Genomic DNA, 18,999 nt, shown 5'->3' on the forward strand with positions numbered 1-18,999 from the left:
TGTCTAGTATGAAGTTGAAGTTTCAATTTACACTTGCTTTTATGTTAAGCTTGTTGTCCCTTATTTGTTTTAGTGGGATGGCTATTTTAATTAGTGGATCAAAAATTGTCGCATTTGATCGGTCTATTATATCGCTAATTCAAGGGTTCGAAACTCCTGGGCTAACGACTATTATGAAGTGTTTTACTTTCATTGGCTCTACGCCATCTGTTGCAGTGATTTCTCTCTTTAGTTTGTTTTTTCTCTATAAAGTATTAAAACACCGAACAGAGCTTATTTTATTTATCGCGATCATTGTAGGTTCTCCAATCCTCAATGAGCTACTAAAACTCCTTTTTCATCGTGCACGTCCTGATTTCCATCGATTAATTGAAATCAATGGTTATAGTTTTCCGAGTGGACATGCCATGAGTGCCTTTGCTGTTTATGGAGTCCTTTCATTCTTGCTCTGGCGTCATATTCCTACTCGCTGGGGACGTACACTTTTAATCGTTACTAGCATTATAATGATTTTAGCAATAGGTATTAGTCGTATTTACTTAGGCGTGCATTATCCTAGCGACGTTATTGGAGGATATTTTGCTAGTGGTTGTTGGCTAGCTATTGCTATTTGGTTCTATCAACGTTATCAGGAGAAGCAATTTGAGAAAAGAAGGCCTAAACAAAGTGAAGAATGAATACAATTATATATAAATACTGAAATAGACTCTCTGCTACATCATCTAACTATTCAGTTTTTCAATTTATCATGACTGCGGGAACAATCTCGAAGAAAGACTGGAGGAACAAAAAAACCAGCTATATAAAATAGCTGGTTTCTTCGGTTAATGAAAATCCCTCTTAAGGGTAAAAACATTATAACATAAAAATGAAAAGCATCATAGTAATTCCCAACTTTATAGAACATTAAAGAATTAAACCTTATTTATTAACCATTATTTTCTCAAGTTCATCTAACATTTGATTAGCTGCAATTACCCCACCAGCAGTGTTCCAAACTGCATCACTAACCTTATGCACATTTCCATTCTTAGAAACTTTTAAATTTTTCCAAAGTGGATCATTAGTCCATTCTTTTTCCATAGTTACACCTTCATTGTCACCTTTTGGAGAATATGTAAAGTAGAACATAACATCCCCGTCCATTTTAGGTATAACTTCTTTTCCAACATCTATAGCAAGATTACCTAATTTGCTATTATCTTTAAACATTTTTTCTTGCTCTGGAGTACGTTTAAATCCTAATTGTTTAAAAATTACTCCTGAGAAAGAATCGGTGTAGTAAATACGAGCTGTTCCTGGCATAAAGCGAACAACAGATACTTTTTGATTTACTTTATCGCCAAGCTTTTCTTTAACGTCATTAACGTGTTGATCAAAGTCAGCCAATACTTCTTTTCCTTTTTCTTCTTTGTTTACAGCCTTAGCATATAATTTAAAGTTTTCTTTCCAATCTCCTCTTAATGTCTCCGAGAATACGGTTGGTGCAATTTGACTTAATTGATCGTAAACAGCTTCTTGACGCATTTTATTCCCGATAATTAAATCTGGTTTCAATGCTGCAATCTTTTCAATGCTAACTTCACTTTCAGTACCGACAACTTGAACACCTTTCATATCAGCCTTAATATGGTCATACCAAGGATCACCTAACCAAGATTGCACGGCCCCAACAGGTTTAATACCCATTGCTAACAAAGCTTCCGTTCCTTCATTTGTAAGAACCACAACACGCTTAGGTGTTTTAGGAATCTCTGCTTTTCCCATTGCATGCTTAACTGTGTAAGCTTGTTCTGCCTTTGAATTTGATCCTGACTCTTCCTTTGAAGCTCCATTACTGCCACAAGCAGCCATGATAACTAAAAAGAGAGTGGATAATAAAGCAAGTAAAGCTTTTGAATATGTACGCATATTTTATCCCCCAGTAAATATGATAATGATTTTCATTCTTATTTATAATGCTACATTCATATATAAACTGTCAATAAGATTAGGAAATAATTTATAGTTTTAATAGAATCGCCTATAGATTAACGAATTTGAGTAATTAATTTTCTCTGTTTTTAAGCTGTGTATCTTATACATGGTTAGTTAACATAATCAAAATTACAGGAATCAAAAAGAGCACTTAATGTGCTCCTTTCCTCATTACCTTATAGTACTTCTTAAAATCTTGTTAAATATTTTGTTTAAAATAAAGAAAACAAAATAAAAGAAAGCAATATTAAATACGATGCCTATTATATCAGGAGTTAATCTTGGACCTTTATAATATATTAAACAATCAGCAGGAAAGCCAAAATAATGATAAGGTCCTTCAACCCTAATGCTAACCTTTGGAATAAAAGCAAAAATTATAGTTGCGATAATACTAAGATTCCAAAATGATTTTAAACCACTTTTCTTCTTCATGAAATGCCCCTTACATAACTTTATATACCTTAATTACTTTAATTTAACAGAAGTTATCTAAGCAAACTACCCTTTTTATAGAAATTAAATATGAATATCATATACAAAACAAGTTTACATAATACCTCTTTCCGGAAGTGAGCCAGCAAAAGAACCTTTACAGGTGAATTGCGCCCTTTTATTGAATAGGAATTTTCTTCGAATATTTTTACTTCAGTAATGTATATTTCAGTAAAGGCTTTTTATAAAATGTCACTTACTTATTTGTTACCAAGTTGTTCTGCCAAACCGATTAGAAGTCCTTCGATTCCACGAATGTAGCAGAGCCGATACGAGTCCTCGTACTGAACCACTTCGCCAACGAGCTGAGCACCATACTTAGTGAGTCTCGATACCATTTCGTCAATGTCTTCAACGGTAAACATGACGCGTAGATAACCGAGGGCGTTTACAGGAGCAGTCCGGTGATCTGATATAGTAGATGGGGTGAGAAATCGCGAGAGTTCAAGTCGGCTGTGGCCATCTGGGGTAACCATCATAGCAATCTCTACGCACTGAGAACCCAATCCGGTTACGCGACCAGCCCATTCACCTTCGACAGTGGCTCGCCCTTCGAGGTTCAAGCCAATCTCCTCAAAGAAAAAAATTGCGTCATCAAGGGATTCTACAACGATGCTGACATTGTCCATTCTTAGTAAGTTGTTTTTTGCCATAGTTTTATCTCCTTATGTGTAAAAATTTATTATCTGACCATCTTCATAATTATTCTATTAAAAAGTTTTAAATCCCTTTCAAACAAGAAACACCTTGTCACAATATAGGGAAATGTGAAACTGGGTTTTCGGATATGTCATATAATATCTTGTTAACGAACAACATTTCATAAACCTCTTAAACCTTCTACTATTGGAATATTTGCCAACCTTATTTCGTGAATGCCATCATGTTTAAATAGTTTCAAAAATTCGATACCGTAGTTGCTATTCGGTAAAACAACTTCGACTTCCCCACAAAATATTTCTACCTGTCACTAGGCCATATTTGTTGTATATTGTAGAAAAAGTGTCTATTTGTCGTCATTAAGAGTAAATATTAAAACTAACATAATAAATGAAATAAGTTGATATTTACTCATTAAAATATTGTATTTTATAAACTTATCTTGTGGTATAAATATAAAATGGTTGTTCTTGCGTATAAAGAACTTGTACTAAGAGACCAAGTAAAAAAAGAAGAAGAGTTTACTCCTTTAGAAATAGAAAAAGGCAATCTATTAATAAAATATAAACGACAAGAATAGATAAGTTATGTTAACTGGGTACGAATATTTCAAAGCACTAGAGGTACCTTGATTATATTTTTCTCCCTCTATAGGTGGTATAATATGGATGATTGTATCAGTGAAAGGGGAGAAAGAGATGAACAAACTTGTATTCAAGCAATTTGAAATCGGAAGAGAGTACTTTCTCAAAATCATAGAGGCTGTTTCTGAGGATCAAACTGATGTGCAGCCAGATGGTTTTAACAACACAATTCATTGGCATACAGGTCACGTTTTGACAGTTACTGAACAAACTATGTTTGGCTTTCCTCATGCAACAACCCATCTTCCAGCAAACTATATGGAATTGTTCGGAAATGGTACGAAACCAGCCGATTGGACGGGAGATGTACCTACTATGGATGAGCTTATGATACAGCTAAAAGACCAATTGGCTCGTATTCAGCAAGTTCCTGCTGAACAGTTAAACAATACCTTAGAAAAGCCATTTCTGGGATGTAAAACCTTTGGAGAGCTTGCGGGTGTTACACTGATGCATGAAGCCACTCATATGGGACAGATTCAGGCAATGAAGCGAATAATTGAACATGTGGGTGTAAAAAATTGAATTTGACAAAATGATATAACAAAGTTATCGGAAAGTATAGCCATTTTCTCCTTTTCTTTATATTAAAAAGAGAGAGTGGGGTTCACGTTATTACCTTGTATTAGATAGGCTTTATAAGATGTCTTCTTCAACTACTGGCTAGTCCCAGTAGTTTTTTCTCTTTTTAAGATGAATATAATATACAAAGTTAACATAATGTTGCTTATCTGTACAAAAACAAGACAAAACCTTTTTACAAAGGGTTTTGTCTTGTTAAATATATACTAAAGGTTTTCAAGTTTACTAATAGCTTCTTTTAATTCTTCATATCTGCTTACATAGAGATGATTTTTGTTGCAACTGTTTGTTGAAATGCTTGATCATGCTCAACGATAACCATTGTGGGACTAAAGCTTTGAATGAGCTCTTCAATCTGCATACGCGAATAAATATCAATAAAATTTAATGGTTCATCCCAAATATATAAATGAGCTTTTTCACATAAACTTTTGGCTATAAGCAGCTTTTTCTTTTGTCCACCAGAATAGTAAGATATATCTTTCTCAAATTGAATTCGGTCAAAATCCATCTTACGTAGGATGGATTTAAATAACGTTTCATTAATCTCATATTCTTCAATAAAGTCCGATAATCGTCCTTTCAAATGAGAGGTATCTTGTTGGACATAAGAAATAATGAGGCCTGAACTTAAATTCATTGAGCCTGTATACTGTATTGTTTTTCCTAGAATTAGTTTTAGAATACTACTTTTTCCACTTCCATTCTTTCCATCAAGTACAATACGGTCACCTTGTTCAACTTTAAAGCTAATTGGCTTGTTTACTATTTGGTCATTATACTTAACAGATACATCAGTCAAATTAATCAATTCGTTTGATTGACATTCTAATGGTTCTAATTTTAACGACTCTGTTTTTTCCACATTTTTCAACAGCTTTGACTTTTCTTCAATAGCTTTTTGTTGCCTTGATTCAAGGTTCTTTGCTCTCTTCATCATCTTTGCTGCTTTATGTCCTACAAAACCTTTATCCAACTTAGAACCAGAATTTGTTGTCCCATTTTTTGAAGATTCCACTTGATTAGACCAACCTGTTGCACGCTTTGAAGATTGTTTTAATCTTCCAATGTCTTTTTGTAGACGATGATTTTTTGCCTCTTCGTGCTCCTGCTGTCTATCAAAGTTTAATTTCCACGAAGAATAGTTCCCATTTTGAACTTCAATGTTTGCTCTATTGATAGATAAGATATGATCCACGCATCCATCTAAAAACATTCTGTCATGTGAGATTAAAATAAACCCTTTTTTCTTTCTTAGATAATCAGAGACTATCTTTCGTGCATCAGTGTCTAGGTGATTGGTTGGTTCATCAATCAATAAAAACTGACCCTCTTTCAAAAAAAGTCCAGCAAGCAACACCTTTGTTTGTTCCCCATTTGATAATGTTTTAAATGGTCGGTACATGACCTCCGCATCAACATTTAAATAGGATATTTCACGAAGAAATTCCCAATCTTCTACTTGGGGGCAGATTTCTTCTAAGATTTCATGAGTATACTTGTTTTTATCTGAAACTGGATAAGGGAAATAATTAAATTCTACCGAGGAAATGATTTCCCCACTATACTCATAATTCTCTAATAATAAATTAAAGAATGTTGTTTTACCTCGTCCATTTCTACCGATAAATCCAAGTTTCCAATCCGTATCTATTTGAAAGTTTACATCTTCAAAAATATTGTCAAAGCTACTTGGATAAGAAAAAGTTAAATTTTGAACTTGTATCATTGACATAATAATTCCTCCTTTGTATATCAACACTTTTTACTTTTTATACAAAGTCGGCACATCCATCTATTCTAAATTACTCTGTATAAGTTTGATGGATATTAACGACTTATACAGAGTATTACATGCGTAACAATAGTGTCTAAATTGCTCATTTCTATCTCTCCTTTATTCATTAGATTAAGTTGCAGAATTAAAAAATATTAAGCTTACCTATGAGAGCATAAAAAATCCTCCCAATTTGTAATTGGAAGGATTAGTCTTTCACTTATGTTAAATAAGTGCTTATTTGCCATCGGAATAATGACAAATGAAGTATAAACTGATTTATAAAAATGGATAGACTAACCCTATATTTTGTAGTTTGAAGTTATTCATTTCAAATAAAAATATAGATTAGTTAATCATTGTCCATTCATCAGTCCTCTCATAATTATATCTTTATATTAACAATTTTTTTTATGGAATACAATGTCGCAATGTATTCCATATCGTTTACGATTTCCATCTGTAATAAAAACCAAATTAGAAGTAAGCTTCTATTTATAATCAAAAACTTTCTATTTCTCTCCTTTAAGTGTATACATTTATTGTTGCTTATTCGTTGTATAAGTACAGGGAGGATAAATAATGAAAAAAGAAGATATACTCGCCTCCTACCTTATCGATTTAGGAGAGGAAGTGCTCAAACTATTGCTAGCTAAGGGAGCTACAAAGGAAGATGCAGAAGACATCGTTCAAAATACGTTTTACAAGGTATACACACTATTAGATGATCTAAAAGAGAGCACGTTACGTCCCTGTTTTTTTAGAGTTGCACTTAATGAATACATAGACTTAAAAAGAAAAAAGGAGCAGCAAAACATCTATTTAACAGAGAAAATTTATTCGAAATTGCAATATACAGACTACGAATTTGATGCCATTTTAAATAAGAATGAAATCTTCTATTTGTTAAGGGATATAAAAAAAGAGTACAAAGAAGTCTTCTTTTTAAAGTATTACTATGATTTTTCGTATGAAGAGATTGCAGCTATGTTAGACGTTAAAGTAAACAGTGTGAAGCAGAAATTATATCGTGCTCGTAACTTGATTCATTCAAAAGCAGGAGGAAAACGTTAATGGAAAGTTCTTTACAAAAAGCTTTAAAAAAAGCCAAACGAAAACAGTTTTTTAAAATTATTATTATATCAATTGTTATTGTACTTGTTGCATTAGCTACTCTTTATAGAGTTGGCAATTATTTTGCAGCTAAAAGTACTACAAGGCTTCACGACGCACTTTTTTTAGATAATGAGATTGCTCAGCCAAATATCCAAATTGATTCTCAAGTAACAAGTAGTAGCACAATGTTTGGTGGTAACATTGTGACGAATCGTTCTAAAAATATTGATGGCTATGTAGTCCAGTGGGGCACACTAACAAGTTCTTATGACTGGTTTAGATCTCATATCGACACAAATGAGTTAGTACCAGGATTTTATTGGCATAGTAAGGAACTATATCAGTATGATAAACAAACCAAACAGAAAGTGGGTACTTTTTATCATCCATCTATTAAAGATTACTATGGAGGCATAAAAAACGATTTAAGTGCAGTCTCACAAATGAAAAATCACGTTGCGGAAGTAACTATTTCTTTTAATCAACCTTATACATTGAAGGAAATACAAAAACAAATTCCTGATAATTTGAACATTGTATGGTTGTATATGGCGTCGCCTATTGTAGATGAAAGTAAAGGACCTGCTGGTATGCCTGTTTATGGGTTTGATCCATCTGGTTCACCGAAAGAGGGCTATAATGAATTTATCAAAAACCTTAAAAAGTACAATGCAGATGCTGAAGATGAAACAATCCAGAAGTTTTTAGCATCAAATAAAGATAAATCATTTGATAAAGTTAAAATTTTAGGGGTGATGGTGACAGGCCAAACCCAAAATTTTAAAGCGTTAGAAAATAAAGATTTTATTCGTGGCGCTTCTGTAGGGGCCACGGCACAAATGGTTCCTTATATCAAACCAGAGAAATAATTAGGCAGAGACCAAGTAAGTATTTGGTCTCTTTTTTGTTTCTTTAACAGAGAATATAAACCCTAGTTAACGTAATCACAGTTATCGGAACTTATTTAAGGAATTAATAAGATAAATAAAAGGCAGTTAGAAATAGTTCTTAGCTACCTTTTATCTATTTAAAGATTCTGTTTGAATTATCATTATCCTTAAGAAAACAATAGAATATATTTTTTTAATAGTTTATGTTTATATACTCTGTGGAAAAACTGGCAATCCATATTTCCCTTTATAAACTTCTAGTTACCGAGTTTGCCCGTTTCCGTAAATAATGTATTTCGTAGTTGTTAATTCCTTCAATCCCATTGGGCCCCTAGCATGTATTTTTTGAGTACTAATACCAATCTCAGCTCCAAACCCGAACTCTTCTCCATCAGTAAAACGAGTCGATGCATTAACATACACAGCTGATGAATTCACAAGTTTTAGAAAGCGTTGAGCATGATTATAATCGTTTGTGATAATCGCTTCTGAATGGTTTGAGCTATAGTTATTAATATGTGAAATAGCTTCATCAATATCTTCTACCACTTTAATAGCTAAGATGTAGTCTAAGTATTCTTGTTTCCAGTCCTCTTCCGTTGCCAATTTTATATTTGGACAGATTTCAGCAACCCTTTCATCTCCACGTATCTCAACATTTTCTTCAATTAATGCTTGAGAGATGATTGGTAAGAATTTCTCAGCTATATTTTTATGTATAAGCACTTTTTCAACTGCATTGCATGCAGAAGGACGAGATGTTTTTGCATTAATAATAATGGATTTCGCCATTTCGATATTACAAGATTCATCTACATAAATGTGACAGTTACCAGTACCAGTTTCGATTACTGGTACTGTTGCATTCTTCACGACGTTCTGAATTAACCCTGAACCTCCACGAGGAATAAGCACATCTACATATTCATTAAGTTGCATTAATGATATTGCGGTTTCACGTCGAGTATCTTCAATTAGTTGAAGAGCGCCTGACGGTAAATTTGCATCAGAAATAGCTTTTGATAATATATTTACAATAGCTATATTAGAGTATATTGCTTCACTTCCACCTCGTAATATAGCTGCATTACCAGATTTTAAACATAATCCGGCTGCATCACAAGTTACATTTGGACGAGCTTCATAAATGATTCCTATAACTCCTAATGGCACACTTTGCTGTCCAATTTGTAAACCATTTGGACGTACAGACATATTCCGTATTTCACCAATAGGATCTGGTAAAGTAGCGACTTGTCGTAAACCGTTTGCCATTTCTTCAATACGATTTTCATTTAACAATAGACGATCTAACATTGTTTTTGATGTTCCATTCTCCAAAGCATTGTTTAAATCTATTTGATTTGCCTTTAAGATATCTTGCTTATATTTAAGTAAATAATCAGCCATTTTAAATAGAGCATCTTGTTTACATTTACTACTTATATTTGCTAGGATGTGGGATGCCTGTTTTGCTTGTTTTCCTTTTATCTGTAATTCAGTCAATGTGATGTAGTCCCCTTTAACCAAAAATTTTTAATTTTATAATATTTATGCATGTATTAATACAAATTAAGCTTATTGTAAGAGTATATACAACTAAAACCAGCCTTACTTATTAAGGTTACTAATATAAAATTACCTATTTCCATAGGAGAAGAAGTAGTAAATATTGAACAGGTGTTACACTCTACAAAGAAAGTTCGGGTTTATTAACTTGCTTCACTCTTTGTAAAGCTTTGCCTAGAAAAAAATGAATACAGATATCGTAGTTTTTAATGAATATCTCACCATCTTTAGCTGTGATTTTTTGATTAGAAAAAATATAACATATTCAAAATCTTTTGCATACAAGTGATTTTGTAAAATCATTAGAGGCTTAGCATGTTTTCTTTTATGTATTAATTAGTACCTGTTCCTTTAATGTTACCGCGTTCAGACAAACTTTCTGCCTTTTTATATGCCTATTATTTTTAATACTTTACAAAGATACTACTTAATTATACAATAAAAAAGACCGAACGGTCTCATTAATTTCGTAAACTTTTTTAAACGGAGGCAAATAGATTCATGGTTAATCGCAAGGGAGAACAGACTAAAGCCCTAATCTTAGAAAAAGCATCGAAACTTTTTAATAGCCAAGGATATAGGGCATCTTCTATATCAGACATCATGCACGAGACTGGTCTTCGAAAAGGAGGGATTTATAACCATTTCGAAAATAAAGAGGAAATAATGTTGAGCGCTTTTTCCTTTTCCATTGATACGATGAGTCATTTTTTCTCTGAAGCAATGGCAGGCAAACAAGGATGCATGGAACGTCTTCTTTCCATTGTTTCCGTATTCGAGGGGATGGCTGAAAAGGAATTGTTCCCTGGAGGTTGCCCGATTATGAATGCTGCTATTGAGGCGGATGACGCAGACCCATTGCTTCAAGAAAAAGTCCGTGAAGCAATGGATAGCTTGCTCGGAATGGTTCGTAATCTTGTTCAGGAAGGCATAAAGAAGGGTGAGGTTAAACAAGGAGTGGATCCCGATTTTGTGGCGACTGTGTTTATTTCCACGTTAGAGGGGGCGCTAGCACTTAGCAAACTCTACAAGAACCAAGAGTACATGAAAAGGGCTGTGCATCATCTTAGATTGTTTCTTGATCAGAACTTTGCCTAACAGTCTAAAAAAGAAGCCGACGAGGGCTTTTTTTTACTCTAAAAAAGACCGTTCGGTCTCTTTAACTACCTATAATATTTAGAATGATATTAAGAAATCTGACAGGGATACTGTCAAATTTGATATCACCTGATCATCGATGAGCAAGAGGAAAGAACTTTAAGCCTTAACTCTTCCGATAAGCTTTCCTTATAAGTTCTATCAATATTGGTATAAAGTTCTATAACGGTGTACTTTGCGATGCTACTAATACAGCCATTAGAATAGCCTACGCATCTACCTTCAGTGAAGGGAGAGGCATTCAAAACGCTAGAACTAAAAATCAATTTTACGAAGTCAGTATGGAATGCACGACTTCAAATGATTGGGCAAGCCATCAAACAGAGTAGTACTGACAGATGGGCGTTAAATTGAACGACTAAGGAGTTGAGTGTCATGAAAAAGGCGACAATAAATGATCACCCTACTGTAAAACAATATTACAAGAAAAAGGAAACTATGCAGGGAACCAAAGGCAGGCGCATAGATACACAATGGTTGCGGAATTTATGTCTACATGCAGGAGCCGACGATGTTGGATTCGTCTCTATCGACCGAAACGAACTTGGGGACCAACGAGAAGAGATTTTGAATCTGTTTCCGGAAGCTAGGACGCTTATTAGTTTCGTATGTAAAATGAACCGCGAACCCTTGCGTTCGACGGCTCGATCCATTGCAAATACGGAATTTCATCATGTTGTCGATAATGTAACGCATATCGGACATGAAATCGTGAAAAAGCTTGAAGAGCAAGGCATCAAAGCGTTAAATCCGCCAGCAGGATTCCCGATGGAACAGGAAAGTACCGGAAAAGCATGGGTCATCTCACATAAACCAATTGCGGTTGCGGCTGGACTCGGACAAATCGGCATCCATAGAAATGTCATTCATCCCAAGTTCGGCAACTTTATTTTGTTAGGTACGATCCTTACAAATGTAGATATGACTTCGGAAAGTCAGCCCATTGATTATAACCCGTGTTTAGAGTGTAAATTGTGTGTAGCTGCCTGTCCGGTAGGAGCCATTGGTGCCGATGGTCATTTTAATTTCTCCGCCTGTTATACGCACAACTATAGAGAATTTTCCGGTGGCTTCACCGATTGGGTGGAGAAGATTACCGACAGCAAAAATTCTAAAGCATATAAGGACAAAGTAAATGATGCAGAAACAGCATCTATGTGGCAGAGCCTTTCTTTTGGTGCTAGCTATAAAGCAGCCTACTGTTTGTCTGTTTGTCCTGCCGGAGAAGACGTAATTGGTGAGTTTCTTGAAGATCGTAAGAAATTTTTGAAAGATGTTGTCAAACCACTGCAGGATAAAAGCGAAATGGTGTATGTAGTACCGAATTCCGACGCTGAGGATCATGTAAAAAAGCGTTTTCCTCATAAACAAGTTCGGCCGGTGAGCAACGGCTTACGATCGAAATCAATTCAGGCGTTTTTGCAAGTGCTCCCTCATATGTTTCAAAGAAATCAAGCAAACGATTTAGCTGCTACCTATCATTTTACATTTACCGGGCAAGAAAATGCTCAAGCAACGGTTATCATTCAGAACAAGACCCTTACTGTGGAAAAGGGACATATCGGGGATTCAGATTTCCAACTTATTGCAGACAGTCAAACATGGATTCGGCTGATGGCCAAAGAAACAGGGATGTTATCAGCAGTCATGTCAGGTAAAATTCGCACAAAAGGCCAATTAAAGCTGTTCAAGGCTTTCAGCAAGTGCTTTCCGTCATAAAAGAGGTGAAGATTTTAATAAAAAGTGGAAAATAACCTAATCATTTTGTTAGGTTCGATACATTATTTCTTTACCGATACAGTTCATAGAAAAATCTCTTAAAAAACTGCCCTCCCTGCAAAAGGAGGTAGTTTTATTAGGTTCTTATAATGTATGAAATCCATATTAACAATGTCAATATACACAACGTTAATATGGATTTTAAAAGGCATAAGTAAATTTAAGGGGAATTACTGAAATGAAAAATTTATATTTATCCTTATTAAAAACACGGAGCGTTATTATTGGTTTAATAACTGCAATTATATTTCAAGTATTATTTAGCATTATCTGGATTACGGGATATGATCATGTTACTGATCGCATTGATCAATTTAAAATTATTATTGTAAATGAAGACTCTAAAATAGGAGCACAAGTAGCAAATAACTTAGAAGAAAACTTAAAATTTAAAATTACTCAGTCTTCAGTCTTAAAAAGTGCAATGGATAAGCTAGATGATCGTAAAGTTCAAATGGTAATCTATATACCAGAAGATTTTAGTTCTACGCTTCAAAATAATGAAAAAAAGGCGAAAATCATTTACTCTTTAAATGAATCAAATCCAAGTATGTTAAAAAGTGTAATGCAAACAGTTGAGGAAAAAGTAACTAGTACGATTAATAAGGAATCGGTGAAGTCGGGCTTACAATTTACTTTTGAGCAAATGCATGTACCTTCTAATCAAGTTATTGGATTGTCTCAAGGACTATCAGAACGTATACATCCCGTTGTTAACAATATTAATAAAGTTTCAAATTTTTCAAGATTGATGGTTCCTATGATGTTAGTAATGGCATCCTTTACAGGTTCAATGCTATTTATTATGGAAATGAACAAAGCTGCTAAAGCTTTCAAGACTTTATACAATCGTTGGCAAAGGTTTGGGGCAAGAGTTCTTTTAATTATTACGGCTACCATCCTGATTTCTACCATTGGATCCATTATGGTTTATGTAATGGGCGTACATTCTCATCAAGGGTTTATAACAATGTGGTATTTTCAAATGATATATGTGCTAACATTTCTATTCCTTGCCCAGGTTCCATTTTTTATTGTGGGTGATGCAGGTGGATGGGTAAATATTTCTATGTTATCTATTCAACTGTTATCATCTGGTTCAACTATACCAAGGGAGTTATTGTCAAATTTTTATCAAAATGTAAGTAACTTTCTACCAGCAACTTATGCAGTTGACGGGATCATGAAACTGGTTACTGGAGGTCCATCCATTTCTCATGAGATAATTATGCTTTTTAGAATTTTAATAGGAATTATCGTCATTACATTAATACTAGTGGCTCTACAATGGGAAAATAAAAAAGAAAAAAGTTCAAACTTAACAAATATATAAAAGTGGTTTTTATAAACTTTTAAAAACGGAAGAATATCAAAAAAGAGGTAAAAACAATGAACATCCAAGTTGAACAAACTAATTTCCATGGTGAAAAACTTGGAGTACTTGGAGTTATCGAACTTTCGTGAAGAGTGGTTATGCGGAGAACTGGACTGCAAGCACCTCCAAGCATAATCGGGATAAATTCTGTACTAAATTAACCGCCGCTTAGTCAAGAGTGAACTATGCTTAAGCGAATAACTGATTTAAAAATAATAGTAGAGGTGGGTTACAAGATGAGCAAAACTGTACTTATTACTGGAGCGTCGGGCGGGATTGGCAAAGAGTTGGCGAATCGTTTCGTCAAGGATGGATACAATATGGTGCTGGTAGCGCGAAGTGAGGACAAACTTGCGGAACTCGCGAAGGAATATCGGGAAGGATATGGTGTGCAAGTGACGGTCTATGCCAAGGATATCTCGTTACCTGGCGTGGCAGAAGAAATTGTCTCGGATCTTAAGAAGAAAGGTATTACTGTCGACTATCTCGTCAATAATGCGGGATTTGGTTTGTATGGGGAATTTTTGGAGACGCAGTTGGAACAAGAAATGAATATGATTGATGTCAATATCAAGGCTTTAACTATTATGACGAAGTTGTTCTTGCCAGATATGTTTAAACGACGCCGAGGGGGTGTGATGAATGTGGCTTCGGTAGGAGCTTTTTATCCGGGACCTCTAATGTCAGTTTACTTCGCGACGAAGGCGTACGTGCTTTCGTTCACCGAAGCTCTGGAGAACGAACTAAGTGGCACAGGCGTTACTGTGACAGCACTTTGTCCGGGTCCGACAGCAACCGGCTTTATTGCTCGTGCGGAATTAGGATCTTCGAAGCTATACAAAAGTGGCGTCATGGGGGTCGGGGAGGTGGCGGACGAAGCGTATCGCGATTTCTTACGCGGAAAGACGTTAATTATTCCAGGAGCTGTCCATCGGTTCGTAACATCTCTGCCGAGGTTGCTACCTCGCAAGGTGATGGCTCGTTCGATTAGAGAACGTACAGCGCGGGTCGAGCGATGACCAAATGGAGGTGCTAGAAAAACTAGCCACGGTCCTTCCCCGAATTGTGTATAGAATGGTACAGTTTATCTAGGCTAGGTTATTCGATGCCTTCTCATTGTCAAGACATTACTACATTCAATACGTTTAGTGCATTGTTTACTAAGTTAAGATATCCAGTATTTAAAGTAGCTTTTAATCATTTTTTCTTCTTTGAATACTTTAAATCCAATTTTTATGGTAAAGGCAACTAACTGCATTCTCCTGACCACCTCAAGGAGACCAAGTCCAAACTTGTAGATAATCTTACAAAAGCAATGTTCGAAGCTACGGGTGTATGGGGTAGGCGATAACCATTATTATCAGAGAAAACAATATTCATAACGTAGGAGTAGGTACAAAACTTCTCATCGAGGCAATGCCAGCAATACTTGTAAGTAGAGATTGAATTGTATGTAAAAAAGAAGGTTAGAGGAGGAGTGTTTTTGATGTCACGAAGAGTTGTAGTCACAGGATATGGAGTCGTTTCACCGTTAGGAAATACGGTTCAAGCGTTCTGGGAGAATATTAAAGAAGGTAAGTCAGGTATCAAAAAAATTAAGTCTGATGACTTTAATAATATTAACACCCAAATTGCAGGTTATATTACCGACTTTGATGGAGAGCAATATCTCGATAAAAAAGAATTGGGGAAATATGACTTATTCGTACAATATGCGGTTGCTGCTGCTCAACAAGCTTTAGAACAGGCGAATCTAGATTTACAAAGTTTGAATAAGGAGCGATTAGGGGTTTATATTGGTTCCGGTATTGGGGGAATTAATACTACATTAGATAATCATAAGGCTTTAATTGAAAAAGGACCAAGAAAAGTTTCTCCATTTATGGTTCCTATGATGATTAGTAATATGGCCTCGGGAATTATTTCTATAAAAACGGGTTTTAAGGGACCTAGCTTTTCACCTGTTTCTGCTTGTGCAACAGGAAATCAAGCAATTGGTGAGGCTTTTCTAAATATTCGACATGGATATTCTGATGGCCTATTAGCTGGAGGGGCTGAGGCTCCTATTAATCCACTGGCTTTTGCTGGGTTCTCAAGAATGAGAGCAATGTCCACTTTTAATGATTTTCCAGAAAAGGCAAGTCGCCCATTTGACAGAGGTCGTGATGGCTTTGTCATGTCTGAAGGAGCAGGTGTTTTATTCTTGGAAGAGTATGAACACGCAAGAGAACGAGGAGCAACAATTTTAGGAGAAATCGTAGGCTATGGTTCCACAACAGATGCCTATCATATAACTTCCCCTGATTATACCGGAGCCGCAAATGCCATGAGATTGGCTTTAGACATGGGGAATATAAAATCCACTGAAGTGGATTATATAAATGCGCATGGGACAAGCACCCCTGAAGGAGATAAATCAGAGACTAAAGCGATTAAAAGTGTTTTTGGTGCTCATGCTTATAACTTAAAGGTAAGTTCCACGAAATCAATGACGGGACATCTTTTTGGGGCAGCTGGTGGGATTGAGGCTGTAATAACCCTCAGAAGTATTATGGAAGATATAGTTCCTCCTACTATTAATTATGAAACACCGGATGAGGATTGTGATTTAGATTATTCGCCAAATCATGCAACTAAGACAAAGATAAACTATGCTATTTCTAATGGTTTTGGTTTTGGCGGACATAATGCTGTGTTGCTATTTAAAAAGTTGTCGATATAGATAAAAATGTAGTAAAAGGACTAATTGATAGATTAAATATTATTTTAACGTTTAATCCTTAACTATCTCGGGATTTATTCAAATAAAAGGAGCAGTACATTAACAATACTGCTCCTTTTGATTTAACTTATTGTCGACAAAGTTTTTGGATTTCTTCTTTTTCAATAAGAAGTTATCTTTTAATCAGTACCGACAACTCACCTTCAAATACTTTTTGCTCTTTATTATAAGTAGATAATAAGACAGTAAGGATTCCCGTTTCACTTTTTTTCGTTTTTTTATCAATAACTTTGACAATAGTATGCAATTCATCGCCTGGATAAACGGGTTTTATAAATTTAATATTATTCATCTCTGTTCCAGCAATAACATCTTCCTCGTACATACCTTGTTCAATCCAAAGCTTAAATGAAAGCGCCATTGTATGTATTCCAGAAGCAATAATTCCATTAAATCTCCCTTGTTTTGCTTTTTCTTCATCTAAATGCATATATTGAGGGTCAAATTCCTTTGCAAATCTCATAATATCTTCTTTTGTTAATTTAAGGGACTTAGTTTCAAATACTTGTCCAATTGTAAACTCATCTAGCTTCATTGATACACCTCTTATTTAAAAATCAATTGTTGTACCTGTCAATATTAGTGTAGTATTATTTCCTTAGCAAGTTAAAAGAAAGATGAGCGATTTAAATACTCTATTATAATTCAAGGAGTATAACAAAGCATTAAAATAATTTCATTAGCTCAAAGAAAACCCTTAACTTTATTTCTTTAACGTTTAAAACAGAATCGAATAGAAAAAAGAGAAGGGCTTGCCCTTCTCTTTCTTACTGAAGACAGTCGTTTTTTCTGATTTTTAGGGTATATATCTAATACAAAATTAGTTAACATAAAACGTATTATAGGCAATCATTGAAATACCTATATTAAATTAATGGAATACCTAGCGTTATTTTTTTAATCCATTCTTTTAGTTCTATATCTTCATGAAAATATATATTTGGTTCAATCTCTAAATCTATACATAATAAAAAAATAAGGTATTCATATAGTTGATCTTCATCAGAAGAGAGCACATTTCTACTCTCTAGGTTTTGAACCCATTTATAGGACCATTGATTAAATTGTTCTCTAGCCATCTTTCCTTTAAGAACGTTCTCTAATTTATTTACCAAGTCTTTTTTAGTTGGCTGACTTTCAAACATTAATTTCACCTTTCCTAAGTATTTATTAAAGTTACCATAATCAGCATTCTAGAAGTTTATTCAAAGCTTTCAGGAGACCAAACTGCTATATCATCGCCTGGAGTTGCTACTAAAAGCCAATCACAACTACCACCTGCAAAATGATCACCTAGTTGCCAGCACTCATAATTCGGGTCGTGACCGTTTACAAACAAGGTGCTGCCTGATTCAAATGAAATAATGAGATGGGGCGACCGATGACCTAATTGAACATTGACTACTTTTTGTCTCTTAACATCCCAAATATGCTTAAAATGCTGTTCTTCGGTATGTGCGGGGACTTCTTTCTCTGAGGATGGGTAGACAAGTGGAACGTCATCATATAACGTCCACTCTGTTTCAATCGTTAAAACGAATGCATCATCTTCCTTTCGATCGTAGTGAGTAAAGGTCAGGGAAATGGCGGAAACCTCACTCGTGAACTTTATTCCATCCATCTGACTACCTACAAGTAAATACTGTAAAGCTTTTTCTGCTAATCTCTGATTCTCTATCTTCAAAGTCGTTTCTCCTTTTAAAGTTTTTATCCTTATTATTTCATGTATGAGTGCATACATTTACAATTACCATGATATGCGTTCTAGGAATCTAAAACCTCTTTTAGCACAACTTTAAATTTGGGTCTAAATACTAAATCCATAATCATTATAAAACGGTCAATTCCTTGATCTATAAATAATCGAATTGCTTTGCTTTCTTTATTGTCATTCATGATCTCAATCTTTGTAACTGATTCGAGTCTGTAGTAAAAGATTTCATCATCTTCTAAATCCGTTACTGAAAGCGAGAAAGAATTATAGAATGGTGAGATTTTCACTTCGAACCTGTTTATTTCGTTCGTAAAGATAAAAGTGGACTCATCGTACAAAAAGCTCTCATTTTGGTCCTTTTTAAGTGGAATACATTCAAATAATGAAATAAAGTCTAATTCTTCGGGACAATCTCGCATTTGTTTCCTCCTTGGTTGAAACTATCTATTTAAATAGATCCTTTTGCACAGTATTAAAAAAA

18 protein-coding genes are annotated in these 18,999 nt (G+C 34.8%); 9 read left to right on the forward strand and 9 right to left on the reverse strand.

From position 1 onward, the window contains the following. Positions 1-8: 8 nt before the first annotated feature. Positions 9-677, forward strand: a complete 669-nt coding sequence (locus MKY06_RS29920) for a phosphatase PAP2 family protein (protein WP_029324045.1) — start codon at positions 9-11, stop codon at positions 675-677. 244 nt (positions 678-921) lie between these two features. Here the strand turns inward: MKY06_RS29920 and MKY06_RS29925 are convergent, their stop codons facing one another. The 3 genes from MKY06_RS29925 to MKY06_RS29935 all read right to left on the reverse strand — a co-directional run bounded on the left by MKY06_RS29925 (position 922) and on the right by MKY06_RS29935 (position 3,125). After that, positions 922-1,911 (reverse strand): ABC transporter substrate-binding protein, encoded by a 990-nt coding sequence (locus MKY06_RS29925; protein ID WP_029324047.1) that lies wholly within the window; start codon positions 1,909-1,911, stop codon positions 922-924. Positions 1,912-2,148: 237 nt separating this feature from the next. Further along, on the reverse strand, positions 2,149-2,412 hold the full coding sequence (locus MKY06_RS29930; protein WP_340962245.1) for a hypothetical protein: 264 nt from the start codon (positions 2,410-2,412) through the stop codon (positions 2,149-2,151). A gap of 260 nt (positions 2,413-2,672) precedes the next feature. Further along, positions 2,673-3,125, reverse strand: a complete 453-nt coding sequence (locus MKY06_RS29935; protein ID WP_098278156.1) for a VOC family protein — start codon at positions 3,123-3,125, stop codon at positions 2,673-2,675. Positions 3,126-3,830: 705 nt separating this feature from the next. On the opposite strand from MKY06_RS29935, the gene MKY06_RS29940 reads away from it, so the two are divergent. Beyond that, complete coding sequence (locus MKY06_RS29940; protein WP_098322464.1) at positions 3,831-4,301, forward strand: DinB family protein; 471 nt, start codon at positions 3,831-3,833, stop codon at positions 4,299-4,301. A 313-nt stretch (positions 4,302-4,614) separates the two neighbouring features. Here MKY06_RS29940 and MKY06_RS29945 read toward each other — a convergent pair whose 3' ends face one another. Next, on the reverse strand, positions 4,615-6,093 hold the full coding sequence (locus MKY06_RS29945) for an Lsa family ABC-F type ribosomal protection protein (RefSeq protein WP_098322459.1): 1,479 nt from the start codon (positions 6,091-6,093) through the stop codon (positions 4,615-4,617). Positions 6,094-6,717: 624 nt separating this feature from the next. Between MKY06_RS29945 and MKY06_RS29950 the strand changes: the two genes are divergently transcribed. Both MKY06_RS29950 and MKY06_RS29955 read left to right on the forward strand, forming a co-directional pair. Then, on the forward strand, positions 6,718-7,209 hold the full coding sequence (locus MKY06_RS29950; protein ID WP_116299430.1) for an RNA polymerase sigma factor: 492 nt from the start codon (positions 6,718-6,720) through the stop codon (positions 7,207-7,209). Next, positions 7,209-8,120 (forward strand): sigma factor regulator N-terminal domain-containing protein, encoded by a 912-nt coding sequence (locus tag MKY06_RS29955; RefSeq protein WP_116299429.1) that lies wholly within the window; start codon positions 7,209-7,211, stop codon positions 8,118-8,120. Before MKY06_RS29950 ends, MKY06_RS29955 begins: the two co-directional genes overlap by 1 nt. 282 nt (positions 8,121-8,402) lie before the next feature. On the opposite strand, the gene MKY06_RS29960 is transcribed toward MKY06_RS29955, so the two are convergent. After that, positions 8,403-9,647, reverse strand: a complete 1,245-nt coding sequence (locus tag MKY06_RS29960; RefSeq protein WP_272812630.1) for a glutamate-5-semialdehyde dehydrogenase — start codon at positions 9,645-9,647, stop codon at positions 8,403-8,405. Between the two features lie 564 nt (positions 9,648-10,211). Here MKY06_RS29960 and MKY06_RS29965 point away from each other — a divergent pair. From MKY06_RS29965 to fabF, 5 genes are all read left to right on the forward strand, one after another. After that, complete coding sequence (locus MKY06_RS29965) at positions 10,212-10,808, forward strand: TetR/AcrR family transcriptional regulator (RefSeq protein WP_098239722.1); 597 nt, start codon at positions 10,212-10,214, stop codon at positions 10,806-10,808. 435 nt (positions 10,809-11,243) lie between these two features. Continuing rightward, complete coding sequence (locus tag MKY06_RS29970) at positions 11,244-12,587, forward strand: SCP2 sterol-binding domain-containing protein (RefSeq protein WP_194758361.1); 1,344 nt, start codon at positions 11,244-11,246, stop codon at positions 12,585-12,587. 238 nt (positions 12,588-12,825) lie between these two features. After that, positions 12,826-13,980 carry a YhgE/Pip domain-containing protein gene (locus MKY06_RS29975; protein ID WP_098535056.1) on the forward strand — a complete coding sequence of 385 codons (1,155 nt, stop codon included), beginning with the start codon at positions 12,826-12,828 and terminating at the stop codon, positions 13,978-13,980. Between the two features lie 278 nt (positions 13,981-14,258). Beyond that, positions 14,259-15,041, forward strand: a complete 783-nt coding sequence (locus MKY06_RS29980) for an SDR family NAD(P)-dependent oxidoreductase (RefSeq protein ID WP_272812637.1) — start codon at positions 14,259-14,261, stop codon at positions 15,039-15,041. A 467-nt stretch (positions 15,042-15,508) separates the two neighbouring features. After that, positions 15,509-16,744, forward strand: coding sequence for a beta-ketoacyl-ACP synthase II (fabF, locus tag MKY06_RS29985; protein WP_272812636.1), 1,236 nt, complete (start codon positions 15,509-15,511; stop codon positions 16,742-16,744). A gap of 172 nt (positions 16,745-16,916) precedes the next feature. Here the strand turns inward: fabF and MKY06_RS29990 are convergent, their stop codons facing one another. The 4 genes from MKY06_RS29990 to MKY06_RS30005 form a co-directional block, all read right to left on the reverse strand. Beyond that, the gene (locus MKY06_RS29990; RefSeq protein WP_098239714.1) at positions 16,917-17,339 is read right to left on the reverse strand and encodes a MaoC family dehydratase; all 423 of its coding nucleotides are present in this window, start codon (positions 17,337-17,339) and stop codon (positions 16,917-16,919) included. 331 nt (positions 17,340-17,670) lie between these two features. Continuing rightward, positions 17,671-17,949 carry a hypothetical protein gene (locus MKY06_RS29995; RefSeq protein ID WP_098239713.1) on the reverse strand — a complete coding sequence of 93 codons (279 nt, stop codon included), beginning with the start codon at positions 17,947-17,949 and terminating at the stop codon, positions 17,671-17,673. Between the two features lie 56 nt (positions 17,950-18,005). After that, positions 18,006-18,488: a hypothetical protein gene (locus tag MKY06_RS30000; protein ID WP_272812635.1), complete on the reverse strand. Its 483-nt coding sequence runs from the start codon at positions 18,486-18,488 to the stop codon at positions 18,006-18,008. Positions 18,489-18,568: 80 nt separating this feature from the next. Continuing rightward, positions 18,569-18,937, reverse strand: coding sequence for a hypothetical protein (locus MKY06_RS30005; protein ID WP_053487900.1), 369 nt, complete (start codon positions 18,935-18,937; stop codon positions 18,569-18,571). Between the last annotated feature and the right edge of the window lie 62 nt (positions 18,938-18,999).

Origin of the sequence: Priestia sp. FSL P4-0332 (assembly GCF_038005845.1) — a bacterium.
Taxonomy (GTDB): Bacteria; Bacillota; Bacilli; order Bacillales; family Bacillaceae_H; genus Priestia.